Raw genomic sequence first — 14,811 nt, forward strand, 5'->3', positions numbered from 1 at the left:
TGTCCGCGCCGGGCTGCGCTGCGCGGTTCCTACCGGGCCGGTTCCTATCGGGCCGGGTCAAGCCCCGGGGTGTGCGTGGTCATGCTGATCAGCCGGCCATGTGCTCCGAAGGTGAAATGCACGGGCTCGGTGCCCGCCTCGTCCCAGCCAAAGAGATAGCCGTGCGAACGGATGGCCGTGACGTCACGGTGGTCGGCAATGGTCACGGAACCGCAGGGGATCACCTTTTCGCGCCAGGTGAAGACGTAGATGCCGGGGCGGATCTGGAAGGTGGTGTTCGTATCGGTGTCGGCGAGGCCGCGCTCGGGTCCGGCCAGGCACTGCCATGTGTACCACTGCGGGCTCAGGTAGACGTGCTCGTACGCGTGGATGTCGCTGTAAACCCACTCCACCCGGCGGCCGAGCAACGCCGTGGTCTCCGCAATCGGCTTTCCGGTGGCCTCGGAGCCGGCGATTACGCCGGGCAGGAACTCGTGGCGGACCGCGGTTTGGCCCGGTTCAGCGTGCCCGAGGACGGCGCCGATGAACAACGCCCGGCCGAAGTCGAGGTCCAGGAACAGCGACACCGAGAACTCCGGGTCCGCACCGGACTGCCACTGCGCGTAGTACAGGCCCTCGGCCACGGCGAAGGCCTCGTAGTGGTCATCCCCGGACCGTCCCGCGGCGTTCCATGCAACGGTGCTGCCGCCGAACTCGAAAACGAAGCTGCCGCCGTCGTGCTTTCCGCCGCCGCCCGGCAGGCTTCCGCCCGGCACGCTGTCGAGCTGCACGGTCAGCTTGCTGCCGGCCAGGTCCTGGACCGGGGTGGCCTTGTTGGCGTCGAAGCCGGGAGCCAGGCCGTCGAGGGGGAGCCAGGTGGAGGTGTCGAGGAGGTTGTTGCTCATGGTGCGTCCTTCTGTGCAGCCGGCGGCCTCAAGGACCGGCCGTCGGCGGTGGCGGCATCTGGCCCGCTGTGTGCCGGGTCACGTTGCGCGGCGGGCTTGGCTCCCAGCGTAGGGAGGGATCCGGAAGGGTTCCTTGTCCGCCAGCGAAGTCTGCTTGTCGAAACTGGCAAGGCCGCTCCCTCCCGCGTGTGCGCCCACGGACAAGTTCCCATCGCCGCAGATCAAGATGGCAGGCGGTGCCCGCTGGCAGCATGAGGGAAAGCCTCGGACTCTTAGCCAAGGAGCAACAGTGACCAATACCAAACCCCTCGACGGACAGGTGGCCCTCGTGACTGGAGGCGGCACGGGCATCGGCGAGGCCATCGCCGCCCGGCTGCTGCAGGAAGGTGCGGCAGTCGCCGTCGTCGGCCGGCGCCGCGAGCCGCTGGACGCCGTCGCGCAGAAGCACGGGGCCTTCCCGGTGGTCGCGGACGTGGCCGATGCCGCGCAGGCGCGGGCCGCGGTCGACGCCGTGATGACGGAATTCGGCCGCCTGGACATGGTGGTGGCCAACGCCGGCGGGCACGGGTTCGCCTCAGTGGAGGACACCGACGACGCCGCGTGGCAGGCGAGCCTGACCGCCAACCTGACCACAGCCTTCACTACGCTGCGCGAGGCCCTGCCGCAGCTGAAGCAGAACGGCGGCCGCGCCGTGGTGGTGTCCTCCCTGGCCGGGCTGTTCGCGGGCCCGAACGTGGCGGGTTACACCGTGGGCAAGCACGCGCTGATCGGCCTCACCAGGTCCCTGGCCCGTGACTACGGCCGGGACGGCGTCCGGGTGAACGCGCTGTGCCCGGGCTGGGTCCGCACACCAATGGCCGACGCCGAGATGGACCAGTTCGCTGAAGGCGCCGGACTGCCCGGCCGCGAGGAGGCCTACGGCGCCGTGACAGCGAACGTCCCGTTGGGCCGGGCCGCGGAACCGGCCGAGATGGCCGGCGTGGTGAATTTCCTGCTCTCGGCGGATTCCTCGTACATCACCGGCGCCACGATCGTGGCCGACGGCGGCGCCCACGTGGTGGACCTGCCCACCATCGCGTTCGACGGGGTGGTGTGAACGGCGCCTAAGCGGGCAAGCAAAAAGCAGTTCTCCTCCACAAGCGGCCTTGTGGAGGAGAACTGCTTTTGCGTTACGGAGATCAGTTAGCGCTTCGCGGCGACCGCGGCGACCGCGGCGACCGCGGCGGTCTCGCCGTCGGACATCGCCTTCCACTCGGCCACCCGGGCCTGGTGAAGCGGCGACTTGCGGACCACGGCGTAGGCCACGCCCAGGATCGCGAACCAAATGGGAGTCACCAGCAGCGCGGTGAGCGTGTCCGGCTGGGTGGTCAGGGCCCAGACCAGGAAGCCGAAGAAGGCGAAGACCACCCACACCATCGCGATGCCGCCGGGCATCTTGTACGGGGACGCGGCGTGCTGTTCCGGGCGGCGCTTGCGGTACACGAGGTAGCTGGCCAGGATGATCGACCACACGAACATGAAGCAGACGGCGGACACGGTGGTAACCATGTCGAACGCGGCTCCGACGTCCTTGCCTGCGTAGAGCAGCACGACGCCGGCCAGCAGCAGCACGCAGGACAGGAACAGGGCGTTCTGCGGAACCTTGCGGCTGGAAAGCTTGCCGAACACCTTGGGCGCGTCGCCGTCGTTGGCCAGGCCGAAGACCATGCGCGAGGTGGAGTAGATGCCGGAGTTGGCCGAGGACATGGCGGAGGTCAGCACCACCAGGTTCACCACGGTGGCGGCGATGCCCAGGCCAGCCAGGGAGAACATGGCGATGAACGGGCTGTGGCCGGCCTTGAATTCGGTCCACGGCGTGACGGACATCAGGATGATGAGCGCGCCCACGTAGAAAAGCATCACGCGCACCGGGATGGCGTTGATGGCCCGGGGCAGGTTGTGCTCCGGGTTCTTGGTTTCGGCCGCGGCGGTGCCCACAAGCTCGATGCCCACGAAGGCGAAGACGGCGATCTGGAAGCCGGCCACGAAGCCCATGAATTCCTTGGGGAAGAAGCCGCCGTGCTGCCAGAGGTTGGCGAAGGTGGCCGCCCCGGCGTCGGACTGGAAGCCCGTGAAGATCATCACCAGGCCCACAACGATCAGCGCCACGATGGCCACGATCTTGATCAGCGCGAACCAGAACTCGGTCTCGCCGAAGGCCTTCACGGTGGGAAGGTTCAGCAGGAGCAGGATGAGGATGGTGGCCATGCCCGGGATCCAGAGCGGGATGCCCGGCCAAAGTTCGTTTGCGTAGCCGGCGATCGCGATCACGTCGGCAACACCGGTGACCACCCAGCAGAACCAGTAGGTCCAGCCGGTGAAGAAGCCTGCCCAGGGGCCGAGGAGGTCGCCCGCGAAGTCGCTGAAGGACTTGTAGTTCAGGTTGGACAGCAGCAGCTGGCCCATGGCGCGCATGACGAAGAACAGCATGAAGCCGATGATCATGTACACGAAGATCACCGAGGGGCCGGCCACGGAGATGGTCTTCCCGGAGCCCATGAACAGGCCCGTTCCGATGGCCCCGCCGATCGCCAGGAGCTGGATGTGGCGGTTGCTCAGCGAGCGGGAGAGGTGGGGCTCGCTGTCCCTGCTGGAGGCAGCGAGCTGCCCCGTGGTTGTCTGCTCAGACATATGTGGGTCCTTTGAGTGATTCGCCGCAAGAGTGATGTGGCTAACAAAACGACGTACCAAAGGTATCGCTTGTAGCTCCCAAACGCACGATTGAACGTTTCACGCAGAATTTCACGCTTCAGGAGGATTGGCTTGGATGTCTGCCTGCCCACCCATTTACTTTAGGAGACCTAACTATTAGGCTACCTAAATATGAGCGCCAAACAAGATGAGGACGCCCTGATCGGGCTGGCCCAGGAATTCCGCGACGCCCTGCGCCAGAGCGTGTACGTCCTGCGGCGGCTGGACGCCCATGGTGAATTGAGTTCGGCCCAGCTGAGTGTGCTCAAAATGGCGCTCGACGGCGGCGCCCGGGTGGGCGAGATCGCCCGCGACCTCGGGGTGAAGGTTCCCAGCGCCACCGAGCAGATCATCAGGCTCGAGCGCGCCGGACTGCTGCGCCGCGAAGCCGACCCCAATGACTCCCGCGCCGTGCGGGTGGCCGCCACCGCGGAGGGCCGTGCCGCCGTCGACCTCGCGGACCGCCGCCGCAATGAACGCATCGCGGCGATCCTCGCCACCCTCGGCCGGGACGAACGCGACGCAATCCGCGCGGCCCTGCCGGTGTTCCACAAAATCAACAGCTCCGTCCGGGACTGATACCGTCCGCAACGAACAGCCACTAAGCAAACGCAAACAGTAACAGGAGCATCACTTCATGAACGGCCAGCTCGCAGAGCACCTGCAGCCAGCAGAAGACACCCTGGAGGCTGAGAAGGCCTCACTCCTCAAACAGCCCAAGGCCGTGTGGGCCACTGCCATCGCGGCGGTCTTCGCCTTTATGGGCATCGGCCTGGTGGACCCCATCCTTCCGGCGATCGCCAAGAACCTGGACGCCACACCCAGCCAGGTCTCGCTGCTGTTTACCAGCTATTTCCTGGTCACGGCCGTGGCGATGCTGGTCACGGGCTTCGTCTCCTCACGGATCGGCGGCAAGAAGACGCTGATGATCGGCCTGGCGCTTATCGTGGTGTTCGCCTCGCTCTCCGGGCTGTCGGGCTCGGTCGGTGAACTGGTCGGCTTCCGGGCCGGCTGGGGACTGGGCAATGCGCTGTTCGTGGCCACTGCGCTCGCGGTGATTGTTGGCGTCGCGAGCGGCGGCGCCGGAACGGCGATCATCCTCTACGAAGCCGCCCTCGGCCTGGGCATCTCACTCGGCCCGCTCCTCGGCGCCCTGCTGGGTGGCTGGCAGTGGCGCGCCCCGTTCTTCGGCACCGCCGTCCTCATGGCGGTGGCCTTCATCGCCCTCATGGTGCTGCTGCCCAAGACGCCCGCCCCGGCAAAGAAGGCCCGCCTGCGCGACCCGCTGCTGGCCCTGGGCCACAAGGGCCTGCGTACCACCGCCGCCAGCGCGCTCTTCTACAACTACGGCTTCTTCACCATCCTGGCCTTCACCCCGTTCATCCTGGGCATGGACGCCTACGGGATCGGCGCGGTGTTCTTCGGCTGGGGCGTGGCCGTGGCGGTGTTCTCGGTCTTCGTGGCGCCGATACTGCAGCGCCGTTTCGGCACCAATAACGTCCTGGTCGGCACGCTCGCAGCCCTCATGCTCGACCTGATCGGGCTCGGACTGGCCGCGGGGCACTCGGTGCCGGCCGTCGTCGTGCTGGTGGTCGTGGCCGGTGCGCTGCTGGGCATCAACAACACCCTGTACACCGAACTGGCCATGGAGGTCTCCGACTCGCCGCGGCCGGTGGCCTCGGCGGGGTACAACTTCGTGCGCTGGATGGGCGGCGCCCTGGCCCCGTTCGCCGCGGCACAGCTCGGGGAGCACTTCGGCCCGCAGCTCCCGTTCTTCGCCGGGGCCGTTGCCCTGCTCCTGGCCATCGCCGTGGCCATGGGCGGCAGGAAATTCCTGGCCGGCCACGAGCCGCACCTGGTGTAGCCCGGCTACTTGCTCATCGCGGAGACCTTGGCGCCCTTGGGGACGAACAGGGTCTCGGCCTGCTCCAGGGACATGCCGTTGGTTTCGGGCACCTTGAACATGACGAAGAAGAACGACGCCGCCGCGAAGAGCGCGTACATACCGTAGGTGACGGGCAGGGAAGCGGCAGCCATTACGGGGAAGCTCAGGGTGATGGCGAAGTTGGCCACCCACTGTGCGGCGGCGGCCAGGCCCAGGGCGCGGCCGCGGATGCGGGAGGGGAAGATCTCACCCAGCAGCACCCACACCAGCGGACCCCACGAGACGCCGAAGCTGACCACGAAGAGGTTCGCCGCGACGAGGGCCACCGGGCCCCAGGCGCCGGGCAGTGCGATGTCCGTGCCGTTGCCGGTGGCCGAGGAAAAGGCCAGCGCCATGGCGCCCAGGGACGCCGCCATGCCGATGGAGCCTGCCAGCAGGATGGGGCGGCGGCCGATCCGGTCCACCAGGGCAATCGCCACGAGGGTCACCAGGATGTTGGTGATGGAGGTGGCCACGGAGATGGTGAGCGAGTCCTTCTCCTGGAATCCGACGGCCTTCCACAGCGTGGTGGAGTAGTAGAAGATCACGTTGATGCCCACGAACTGCTGCAGCACGGAGAGGATGATGCCGATCCACACCACCGGCTGCAGGCCGAAGGAGTTGCCGCGCAGCGAGCCCTTCTTGGCGGACAACTGGTCCAGCTGGATGGATTCGCGGATTTCGCGGATGTGGCGCTCGGTGTCGTCGCCGGGCATCAGGGCGTCGAAGGTCTTCCGGGCGGCGTCCTCCTTGCCATTGAGGACCAGGAAGTGCGGGGATTCCGGCAGGGAGTAGGCGATCACGCCGTACACGGCGGCGGGGACGGCGCAGGCGATGAACATCCAGCGCCAGGCCTCCAGGCCGAGCCAGAAGTCCTGGTGGGCGCCGCCGGCGGAGGTGGCCAGCAGCGCGTCCGACAGCAGGGCCGCGAAGATGCCGCTGGTGATGGCGAGCTGCTGGAGGGATGCGAGCCGGCCGCGGATCTGCCGCGGTGAGATCTCGGAAATGTAGGCAGGAGCGATCACCGAGGCCAGCCCGATGCCCAGGCCGCCCACCAGGCGCCAGAAGATCAAGTCCCAGACACCGAAGGCCAGGCCCGTGCCCACCGAGCTCACCAGGAACAGGACCGCCCCGAGCTTCATCGCGGGCACGCGGCCGTGGCGGTCAGCCACCTTGCCGGCCAGGTAGGCGCCGGCGGCGCAGCCGATCAGGGCGATCGCCACGGCGAAGCCGGTGACGGCCTCGCTCAGCGCGAATTCAGCCTTCATGGCGTCAACGGCGCCGTTCACCACCGAGGAATCGAAGCCGAAGAGGAAGCCGCCCACCGCGCCCGCGATGGCCAGGCCAATCACTTTGCGGTGGACGCCTGCATGGCTGTCGGTCATGGATGTGGACATGGCTCTCCCTTGAGGACTGGTGGCTTGGGGCGGCGCGGAAGTCGTCGGCTGCTGACTCCGATGGAGGCGCCGGTGCACTCGCGCTACACAGTGTGGCACGCCACATCCGCGAAGTTCCAGTCAAGGTGATGCACATGACATGCATTCACATTCTTAACGCAAGGCCCAAACCATGCCGCGGCAGGGAAGCCATCGGGGATGTTCCGAGGCTTCCCTGCCGTCCGAACCGCGAGCTAACACGCCCTTTTGAGTCAACTTATTGAACGCAAAAGTACGACGGCGGCGGGTCGCCAGGTAGCGCCGGCCCGCCCCCGGCGTCGTGCCCTGAGCCTCGCCCACGGCCCGTCCGGGGCGCCGTCAGGAGAACTCCGCCAGCGCCTCCGTCAGCAGCAGGCCGGGTTCGCCGAGCCGGCTGTGCACACCGCGGGAGACAAGCAGTTCCCCGGCAACGACAACCTCGGTCACATCGCTCGCGGTGGCACTGAACGGCATCTGCAGGGGGCGGGTTCCGGCGGTGCGGACCGAGGCGGGATCGACGACCATGAAGTCGCAGACCGCGCCGACGTGGAGGGCCGGTGGAGCAACCGGAGTCGCCATGGACCGCGCGGCTCCCTCCGTTGCCGCGTGCAGCAGCTCCTCCGGGGAGAACCTGCCGCGCTGCCCGCTGCCCAGGCGTTCCCCGTGCTCCAGGGCTCGCATTTCGGTCCAGGGATCGATCACCGCGTGCTGGTCCGTGCCCAGCGCAATCGCCGCCCCGGCGTCGGAAAGTTCCCGGGCCGGGCCGATCCCGTCCGCCAGGTCGGCTTCGGTGCTCGGGCACATCACCACGGTTGCGCCGGCAGCTCCGAGCAGCGCGATGTCTTCCGGCGTCAGGTGCGTGGCATGGACGGCCGAGAGCCGCCGGGACAGCAGGCCGTGGCGCTCCAGGAGACCGGCCGGCGTGGTGCCGTAGGCCTCGAGGCAGGCATCGTTCTCGGCGGGTTGCTCGCTCAGGTGGATGTGGAGGGGGATGTCGGCGGGCAGCTGCCGGGCCACCGCCTTGAGGTCCTCCTCGGGCACGGCCCGCACCGAGTGCAGTGCCGCGCCCACTCTGACCAAGTCCGGCGGGAACGTCTGTGCGATCGCGCTCCGAAGCGAGGAGAGGCGGTCCAGCCAGGCCTGGACGCCGGCGTCCCCGAACCTGGCCTGTTCGGCACTGAGCGGGGTGCCGATGCCGCCGGCCAGGTACAGCGTGTCCAGCAGGGTGAGGCGGATGCCGGCGGACATCGCCGCCCGGGCCAGTGCCAGCTCCATGGCGTGGGGTTCGGCGTAGGGCGCGCCGCCCGGCTGGTGGTGGACGTAGTGGAATTCGGCCACGCTGCTGAAGCCGGCGACCACCATTTCGGCGAAGACGGCGGACGCCAGCTTTTCGTACTTTTCGGGGGTCAGTTCCGAGGCGCTGCGGTACATCTGTTCGCGCCACACCCAGAAGTCGCCGCGTCCGTCATGTGTGCGCCCGCGCAGGATCCGGTGGAAGGCGTGGGAGTGGGCGTTGGCCGCCGCGGGGTAGGCGATGCCGTGCAGTTCCGTGTCGCCGGCCTGGGGGCCGGTTCCGGTGGTGACGGCGGAGATCCGGCCGTCCTGTGTCTCCAGCCGCACACCGCGCGCGACCTCCGGAACCCCCGTGCCGCCGTCGGGCGCAACAAGCGCCGCCTCGCACCAGAACGCGCTCACAGGAGTCCCTCCAGGACATCGGCGAGGGCAACCGCGCCGGTGGCGGCGTCCTCGTCGGCCACGTATTCCTCCGGCGAATGCGAGATTCCGCTCGGATTCCGCACAAAGACCATCGCCGAGGGGACGTATCCGGCAAGGACGCCGGCGTCGTGCCCTGCGCCGGTCGCCAGTACGGGAGCGCCCGGCAGGAGCCCGCTGATGCGCTGGCTCAGCGACGGGTCGAAATGCACGGTGTCGCTGTAGGACTCCTCGGTGAGGGTCACTGTGCACCCTTCGCCCGCCGCGGCTTCCGTGGCCGCCCGGTAGATGGCTTCGATGAGCTGCGCGGTCACGGCGTCGTCAGGGTGGCGGGCGTCCAGCCACAGGTCCACGCGCGAGGCGATCACGTTGGTGCCGCCCGGGACGGGCGTGAGGCGCCCGACGGTTGCGCGGGCGTCCGGCTGCTTCGCCGCGGCCCCGCGGACGGCCAGGATGATCTGCGCGGCCGCCACCATGGGATCGGAGCGGTCGGCCATGAGCGTGGTGCCGGCGTGGTTGCCCTGGCCGTGTACGCTCAGCTTCCAGCGGCCGTGGCCAAGGATGGAGCTTCCGACGGCGACGGCCGGACCGCCGTTCCCGAGTCCCTTGCCCTGTTCCACATGCAGTTCGACGAAGTCGCCGATCCGGGCAAGGGCCTCCGGGTCTGGGCCGATGTGCCGGGGGTCCAGGTCGTTGGCCCGGGCGACGTCGGCGAAAGTGTCGCCGCCGGCGTCGCGCAGGTTCAGTGCCTTGTCGACGCCGATGGCGCCGGTCAGGAGCCTCGAGCCCAGGCAGGCCACGCCGAAGCGGGATCCCTCTTCTTCGGGGAACACTGTGATGGCGAGCGGGCGGGGCGGCTGGACGCCGCGGGCCTTGAGGATGTCGACGGCGGCCAGTGCGGACGCGACGCCGAGCGGACCGTCGAACGCGCCTCCGCCCGGGACCGAGTCGAGGTGGCTTCCGGTGACGAGGGCGCCGTCCTGCGGCTTTCCCCACCAGGCCCAGATGATCCCGTTGCGGTCCGTCTCGACGGCGAGGCCCCGCTGTTCGGCCTGCTCGATGAACCACTGCCTGAGGTCGAGTTCGGGCGTTGAGTAGACGGCCCGCGAGTAGCCTCCGCGCACCGCATCGCGGCCCACGTCCTTGATCGAGTCAAGGAGCTGATTGACGGTTTCCACGTGTGTTCCTCCGATGCTAAGACTGCCACCAAGTAAAAAGCAGTTGCCATCAGATGACAAGGGGGTGAATGGAAAACCGCCACAATTAACAGCCCTGAAACACTGCCGACACCCCGTAGTGATGTGTGACGTCCCAAATCCCGGAATCTCGGGAATTAAGACGAAAGCTCTTGCCATGCCATGAAAATTGATTTTTACTTGGTGGCAAGACATGGTGATTCAGACCACTTGAAAGCAGGTTGTGCAGTGGCGGCAGATTCCTCGACCCGGACGGTGGAAAGGGCGCTGGCCCTCCTCAGCGCGGTCTGCACCGATGGGTCCATCAGCCTGAGCGACGCAGCACGCGTGGTTGACTTGTCCGCCAGCACTGCGCTCCGCCTCCTGCGCACCTTGGAGGGCAGCGGCTTCGTGACACGGGATCCGGGTGGAAACTTCCGCCCGGGCGCCAGCGTCATCCAGCTGGGCGCCCTCGCCCTGGGACAGGAATCCCTCGTGTCCCTCTGCACGCCGCACATGAAGCAGCTCGTGGCCGATACGGGCGAGTCCTGCTACTTGAGCATTCCCGGTCCTGGGGAGACCGGAATCTACATCGCCATCGTCGAAGGTACCCGCTCCGTCCGGCACACCAGCTGGGTCGGCCGGAGCATCCCGCTGGAAGGATCCGCCGCCGGCAAGATCCTCACCGGCGGGCAGAACGGCCGCGGCTACGCCATCGTGCGAAGCGGCGTGGAAGACGACATCACGGCGGTCGCCGCACCGATCGTCATCGGTGGCCGGACCGTGGCAGCCCTCAGCATCGTCGTGCCCAGCTATCGCCTGGACGAAGCGAAGGCCCACACATTTGGCGAGGAACTGGTGAGGGTGGCAGGCAACATCCTCGAAGATCCCGCAGGTAACCATGAAGCGCCCCACGAAAGCATGGAAAAGAAATGATCAAGTTTGAAAATGTCACCAAGGCGTACCCGGACGGGACGGTCGCCGTCGACGGCCTGAACCTCGAGGCGCCCACCGGCAAGCTGACCATCCTGGTCGGCCCGTCCGGCTGTGGAAAGACCACCTCGTTGAGGATGATCAACCGCCTCATCGAGCCCACCAGCGGCACCATCTACCTCGACGACCAGCCCACCTCCGGCATGGACGCAGCGTTGCTCCGCCGCCGGATCGGCTACGTCATCCAGCACGCGGGGCTCTTCCCCCACAAGACGATCGTGGACAACGTGGCCACCATGCCGGTGCTGCTTGGCGAGAGCCGGCAGAAGGCACGGATCAAGGCCCTGGAGCTGATCGAGCGTGTGGGCCTGCCGGCCAGCTTCGCCAAGCGCTACCCGTGGCAGCTCTCCGGCGGCCAGCAGCAGCGCGTCGGCGTTGCCCGTGCGCTGGCCTCGGACCCCGCGTTCATGCTCATGGATGAGCCCTTCAGTGCCGTGGACCCCGTGGTCCGCGGCCAGCTGCAGGACGAGTTCCTCCGCCTGCAGCGCGAGATCGGCAAGACCATCATCATGGTCACCCACGACATCGACGAAGCCCTCAAGCTCGGCGACCAGGTGGCCGTAATGCGCGTGGGCGGCAAGCTGGCCCAGATGGCCTCCCCCTCGGAACTGCTCACCTCGCCTGCCGACGAGTTCGTGGCGGACTTCGTGGGCCGCGACCGCGGCTACCGCTCCCTCGGCTTCACCAAGACCGCCGGCGCCGTGGCCATCGGCGAGGAAGCAGTGATCCAGCTCGGCGCCTCGGCCGATGAGGCCCGCGCCAAGGCGTCCGGTGCCTGGGTGCTGGTGGTCGACGGCAGCCGGAAGCCCCTCGGCTGGGCGCAGCCGGAGCTGGTCCGCGGCGAGGTCACCCGCGAACACCTGAACCTCAGCGGCATCCCGGCCGTGGTCTCCGGAACGATGCGCCAGCTGCTCGACGCCGCCCTTTCCTCGCCGAGCCGCCGCGGCGTCGTCGTCGACGAAAACGGAGAGCTGATCGGCACCGTCACCGCCACCGACGTCGTCAAGGCCATCGAAGCCGAACCCCACCTGGAGACGGCCCGATGAACTTCGAATGGCTGGGCCGCCAGTCCGACAACATTGTCTTCCTCCTCGGCTGGCACGTCCTGCTCGCCGTCATCCCGCTGATCCTGGGCCTGCTCATCGCCCTGCCCCTGGGTTGGTGGGCCCACCGGAGCCGCCGGATCTACCCACTGCTGGTGGGCGTCGCAGGCCTCCTGTACACAGTTCCCTCCCTCGCCCTGTTCGTCCTGCTGCCGCTGGTCCTTGGTACCAAGATCCTGGACCCGCTCAACATCGTGGCCGCACTGACCATCTACACCGTGGCCCTGCTGGTGCGCGTGGTGGCCGACGCCCTCGAGTCCGTTCCCGAGGACACTGTCCAGGCCGCCAAGGCCATGGGCTACCGCGGCTACCAAAGCCTGCTGAAAGTGGAACTGCCCGTGGGCGTTCCCGTCATCAGCGCGGGCCTCCGCGTGGCCGCCGTCTCCAACGTCAGCCTGGTGTCCGTGGCCGCGCTGCTGGGCATCCCGCAGCTTGGCTCGCTGTTCACCCAGGGCTTCCAGCTCCGGTTCTTCACGCCGATCATCGCGGGCATCGTGCTCTGTGTGGTCCTGGCCATGATCCTGGACGGACTGATCATCCTTCTCAACCGGTGGCTGACACCGTGGACCCCCAAGGTGGTGGCATCGTGAACTACTTGTTCGACCCCCGGCACTGGAGCGGCGCGGACAGCATCCCGACCCTGATCGGCGAGCACCTGCTGTACTCCCTGATCGCCCTGGCCATCGCGGCCATCATCGCCGTGCCGCTCGGCATCTACATCGGTGTCACCGGCAAGGGCGTGTTCCTCATCGCCGGCCTGGCCAACGCCCTGCGCGCCCTGCCCAGCGTGGGCTTGCTGATCCTGCTGGTCCTGCTGATCTCGCCGGCCTTCCCGTCCAAGATGGGCTACATCCTTCCGAGCCTCATCGTCCTCGTGCTGCTCGCGGTGCCGCCCATCCTGACCAACACCTACGCCGGCGTCCGCGCAGTGGATGCGGCCGCCGTCGACGCCGCCCGTGGCATGGGCTTCCGCACCATGAAGATCCTCACGGACGTCCAGCTCCCCTGCTCGCTCCCGCTTGTCCTGTCCGGTGTCCGCAGTGCCCTGCTGCAGATCATCTCGACGGCGACCATCGCCGCGTACATTTCGCTCGGCGGCCTGGGCCGCCTCCTGATCGATGGCAAGGCCCAGAACGACTACAGCCAAATGGTTGCCGGCGCCGTGCTGGTCGCCCTGCTGGCGCTGTTCTTCGACCAGCTTCTCGCCTTCATCACCCGCCGTGTCGTCTCACCCGGACTGACGCGGCGCACCATCAAATCGGCTTCCCCCGCCGAGCCCGTGAAGACCCCCGTCACGGTCTGATCCACACCCGGCGCCGGCCTTCCGGCGCAAGTTTCACCTCCCACCCACCCCCACTTGGCCGCTGCATGCCCTCGCAGCGCCGTTCCAGGAGAGTTGACATGAAGAAGTACCTGACCGGTTTCACCCTCGCGGCAGTCGCCGCCATCACCCTGAGCGCCTGCGGCGGCGGGGACCCCATGAGCTCGTCCACCACCCCGGCAGGAGGTTCGGGCGAGAGCATCATCGTCGGTTCGGCCGACTTCCCGGAAAGCCAGCTGATCGCCAAGATCTACGCCGAGGCCCTGAAGGCCAAGGGCATCCAGGTCACGGAGAAGCCGAGCATCGGCAGCCGCGAGGTCACTATCCCCGCCCTCAAGGACGGGTCCATCGACCTCATGCCCGAATACGGCGGCGCATTGCTGCAGTACCTCGATTCCAAGACCAAGGCAGTTAGCTCCGAGGACGTCACCAAGGACCTTGCCACGAAGATTCCCGCGGGCCTGACCCTCCTCACTGCCTCCGAGGCGGAGGACAAGGACGTCCTGGCGGTCAAGAAGGAAACCGCCGAGAAGTACAACCTCAAGACCATCGAGGACATCAAGCCTGTGGCCAAGGAACTCGTCCTGGGCGGCCCGCCGGAGTGGAAGACCCGCCTGAACGGCGTGGCCGGGCTGAAGTCCGTTTACGGCCTTGAGTTCAAGGAATTCTCAGCGCTCGACGCCGGCGGGCCGCTGACGCTGAACGCCCTCCTTTCCGGGCAGGTCCAGGTCGCCGACCTCTTCAGCACGGACCCCGCGCTGAAGGACAACAACCTGGTGGCCCTCGAAGACAACAAGAACCTGTTCCTGTCCGAGAACATCGTGCCGGTCATCAACGCCAAGAAGTCCACGGACGTCGTCAAGGAAACCCTGAACAAGGTCTCCGCGGCGCTGACCACCGAGGACCTCATCTCAATGAACGGCCGCGTGGCCAAGTTCGAAGACATCGGTGAAATCGCCAAGGAATGGCTCAAGTCCAAGAACCTGGGCTGATCCCGCTCGTTTGTTATAGAGGAAGAAAGAAATGACTGCAGATTTCACTACCGGAACCCGCCCGGTGAAGGCCCCCCGCGGTACGGAGCTGTCCGCGAAGAGCTGGCAGACCGAGGCGCCGTTGCGCATGTTGATGAACAACCTGGACCCGGAGGTTGCCGAGCACCCCGAGGACTTGGTGGTTTACGGCGGCACGGGCCGTGCTGCCCGCTCGTGGAAGGCGTTCGACGCCATTTCGGCGACCTTGAAGGACATGGAGGAGGACGAGACCCTGCTGGTGCAGTCCGGCAAGCCGGTGGGTGTCTTCCGCACGAACAAGTGGGCACCGCGGGTGCTGATCGCCAACTCCAACCTCGTGGGTGACTGGGCGACGTGGCCGGAGTTCCGGCGCCTGGAGGCCGAGGGCCTGATGATGTACGGGCAGATGACTGCCGGGTCGTGGATTTACATCGGTACCCAGGGCATCCTGCAGGGCACGTATGAGACCTTCGCCGCCGTGGGCAACAAGCTCAAAGCTGAGGGCCGCCACCCGGCACCGGCCGCGGAGGGTTCCACCGAAGG

General features: G+C 67.4%; 13 protein-coding genes and 1 pseudogene. 9 read left to right on the top strand and 5 right to left on the bottom strand.

The features are described 5' to 3' along the window. Positions 1-44: 44 nt before the first annotated feature. Positions 45-884 carry a MoaF C-terminal domain-containing protein gene (locus BLP88_RS10460; RefSeq protein ID WP_074588989.1) on the bottom strand — a complete coding sequence of 280 codons (840 nt, stop codon included), beginning with the start codon at positions 882-884 and terminating at the stop codon, positions 45-47. Between the two features lie 289 nt (positions 885-1,173). On the opposite strand from BLP88_RS10460, the gene BLP88_RS10465 reads away from it, so the two are divergent. Further along, on the top strand, positions 1,174-1,980 hold the full coding sequence (locus tag BLP88_RS10465) for an SDR family NAD(P)-dependent oxidoreductase (RefSeq protein WP_074588992.1): 807 nt from the start codon (positions 1,174-1,176) through the stop codon (positions 1,978-1,980). Between the two features lie 86 nt (positions 1,981-2,066). Here the strand turns inward: BLP88_RS10465 and cycA are convergent, their stop codons facing one another. Next, positions 2,067-3,554 carry a D-serine/D-alanine/glycine transporter gene (gene cycA, locus BLP88_RS10470; protein WP_074588993.1) on the bottom strand — a complete coding sequence of 496 codons (1,488 nt, stop codon included), beginning with the start codon at positions 3,552-3,554 and terminating at the stop codon, positions 2,067-2,069. A gap of 192 nt (positions 3,555-3,746) precedes the next feature. Here cycA and BLP88_RS10475 point away from each other — a divergent pair, with 192 nt between their 5' ends. Beyond that, positions 3,747-4,193 (top strand): MarR family winged helix-turn-helix transcriptional regulator, encoded by a 447-nt coding sequence (locus BLP88_RS10475; protein ID WP_074588995.1) that lies wholly within the window; start codon positions 3,747-3,749, stop codon positions 4,191-4,193. 58 nt (positions 4,194-4,251) lie between these two features. Then, complete coding sequence (locus tag BLP88_RS10480; RefSeq protein WP_074588996.1) at positions 4,252-5,478, top strand: MFS transporter; 1,227 nt, start codon at positions 4,252-4,254, stop codon at positions 5,476-5,478. 5 nt (positions 5,479-5,483) lie between these two features. Here the strand turns inward: BLP88_RS10480 and BLP88_RS10485 are convergent, their stop codons facing one another. From BLP88_RS10485 to BLP88_RS10495, 3 genes are all read right to left on the bottom strand, one after another. Further along, positions 5,484-6,935: a sugar porter family MFS transporter gene (locus tag BLP88_RS10485; RefSeq protein WP_074588998.1), complete on the bottom strand. Its 1,452-nt coding sequence runs from the start codon at positions 6,933-6,935 to the stop codon at positions 5,484-5,486. 357 nt (positions 6,936-7,292) lie between these two features. After that, positions 7,293-8,648, bottom strand: a complete 1,356-nt coding sequence (locus tag BLP88_RS10490; protein ID WP_074589000.1) for a formimidoylglutamate deiminase — start codon at positions 8,646-8,648, stop codon at positions 7,293-7,295. Beyond that, entirely contained in the window at positions 8,645-9,844 is a 1,200-nt protein-coding gene (locus BLP88_RS10495; protein ID WP_074589002.1) for an allantoate amidohydrolase, read from the bottom strand. The genes BLP88_RS10490 and BLP88_RS10495 overlap by 4 nt, the downstream gene beginning before the upstream one ends. A 201-nt stretch (positions 9,845-10,045) precedes the next feature. Between BLP88_RS10495 and BLP88_RS10500 the strand changes: the two genes are divergently transcribed. From BLP88_RS10500 to BLP88_RS10525, 6 genes and pseudogenes are all read left to right on the top strand, one after another. Then, a complete protein-coding gene (locus BLP88_RS10500) occupies positions 10,046-10,777 on the top strand; it encodes an IclR family transcriptional regulator (RefSeq protein WP_074589043.1) in 732 nt (243 codons plus the stop codon). After that, positions 10,774-11,880 carry an ATP-binding cassette domain-containing protein gene (locus BLP88_RS10505; protein ID WP_074589003.1) on the top strand — a complete coding sequence of 369 codons (1,107 nt, stop codon included), beginning with the start codon at positions 10,774-10,776 and terminating at the stop codon, positions 11,878-11,880. Before BLP88_RS10500 ends, BLP88_RS10505 begins: the two co-directional genes overlap by 4 nt. Next, on the top strand, positions 11,877-12,527 hold the full coding sequence (locus BLP88_RS10510; protein WP_074589005.1) for an ABC transporter permease: 651 nt from the start codon (positions 11,877-11,879) through the stop codon (positions 12,525-12,527). The genes BLP88_RS10505 and BLP88_RS10510 overlap by 4 nt, the downstream gene beginning before the upstream one ends. Continuing rightward, positions 12,488-13,240, top strand: a complete 753-nt coding sequence (locus BLP88_RS10515; RefSeq protein WP_217635144.1) for an ABC transporter permease — start codon at positions 12,488-12,490, stop codon at positions 13,238-13,240. The genes BLP88_RS10510 and BLP88_RS10515 overlap by 40 nt, the downstream gene beginning before the upstream one ends. Before the next feature lie 98 nt (positions 13,241-13,338). Further along, positions 13,339-14,250, top strand: coding sequence for an ABC transporter substrate-binding protein (locus tag BLP88_RS10520; RefSeq protein WP_074589007.1), 912 nt, complete (start codon positions 13,339-13,341; stop codon positions 14,248-14,250). A 31-nt stretch (positions 14,251-14,281) separates the two neighbouring features. Continuing rightward, a pseudogene (locus tag BLP88_RS10525) lies at positions 14,282-14,811 on the top strand (urocanate hydratase); the annotation flags it as partial.

It is taken from the genome of Arthrobacter cupressi (assembly GCF_900099975.1).
Taxonomy (GTDB): Bacteria; Actinomycetota; Actinomycetes; order Actinomycetales; family Micrococcaceae; genus Arthrobacter; species Arthrobacter cupressi.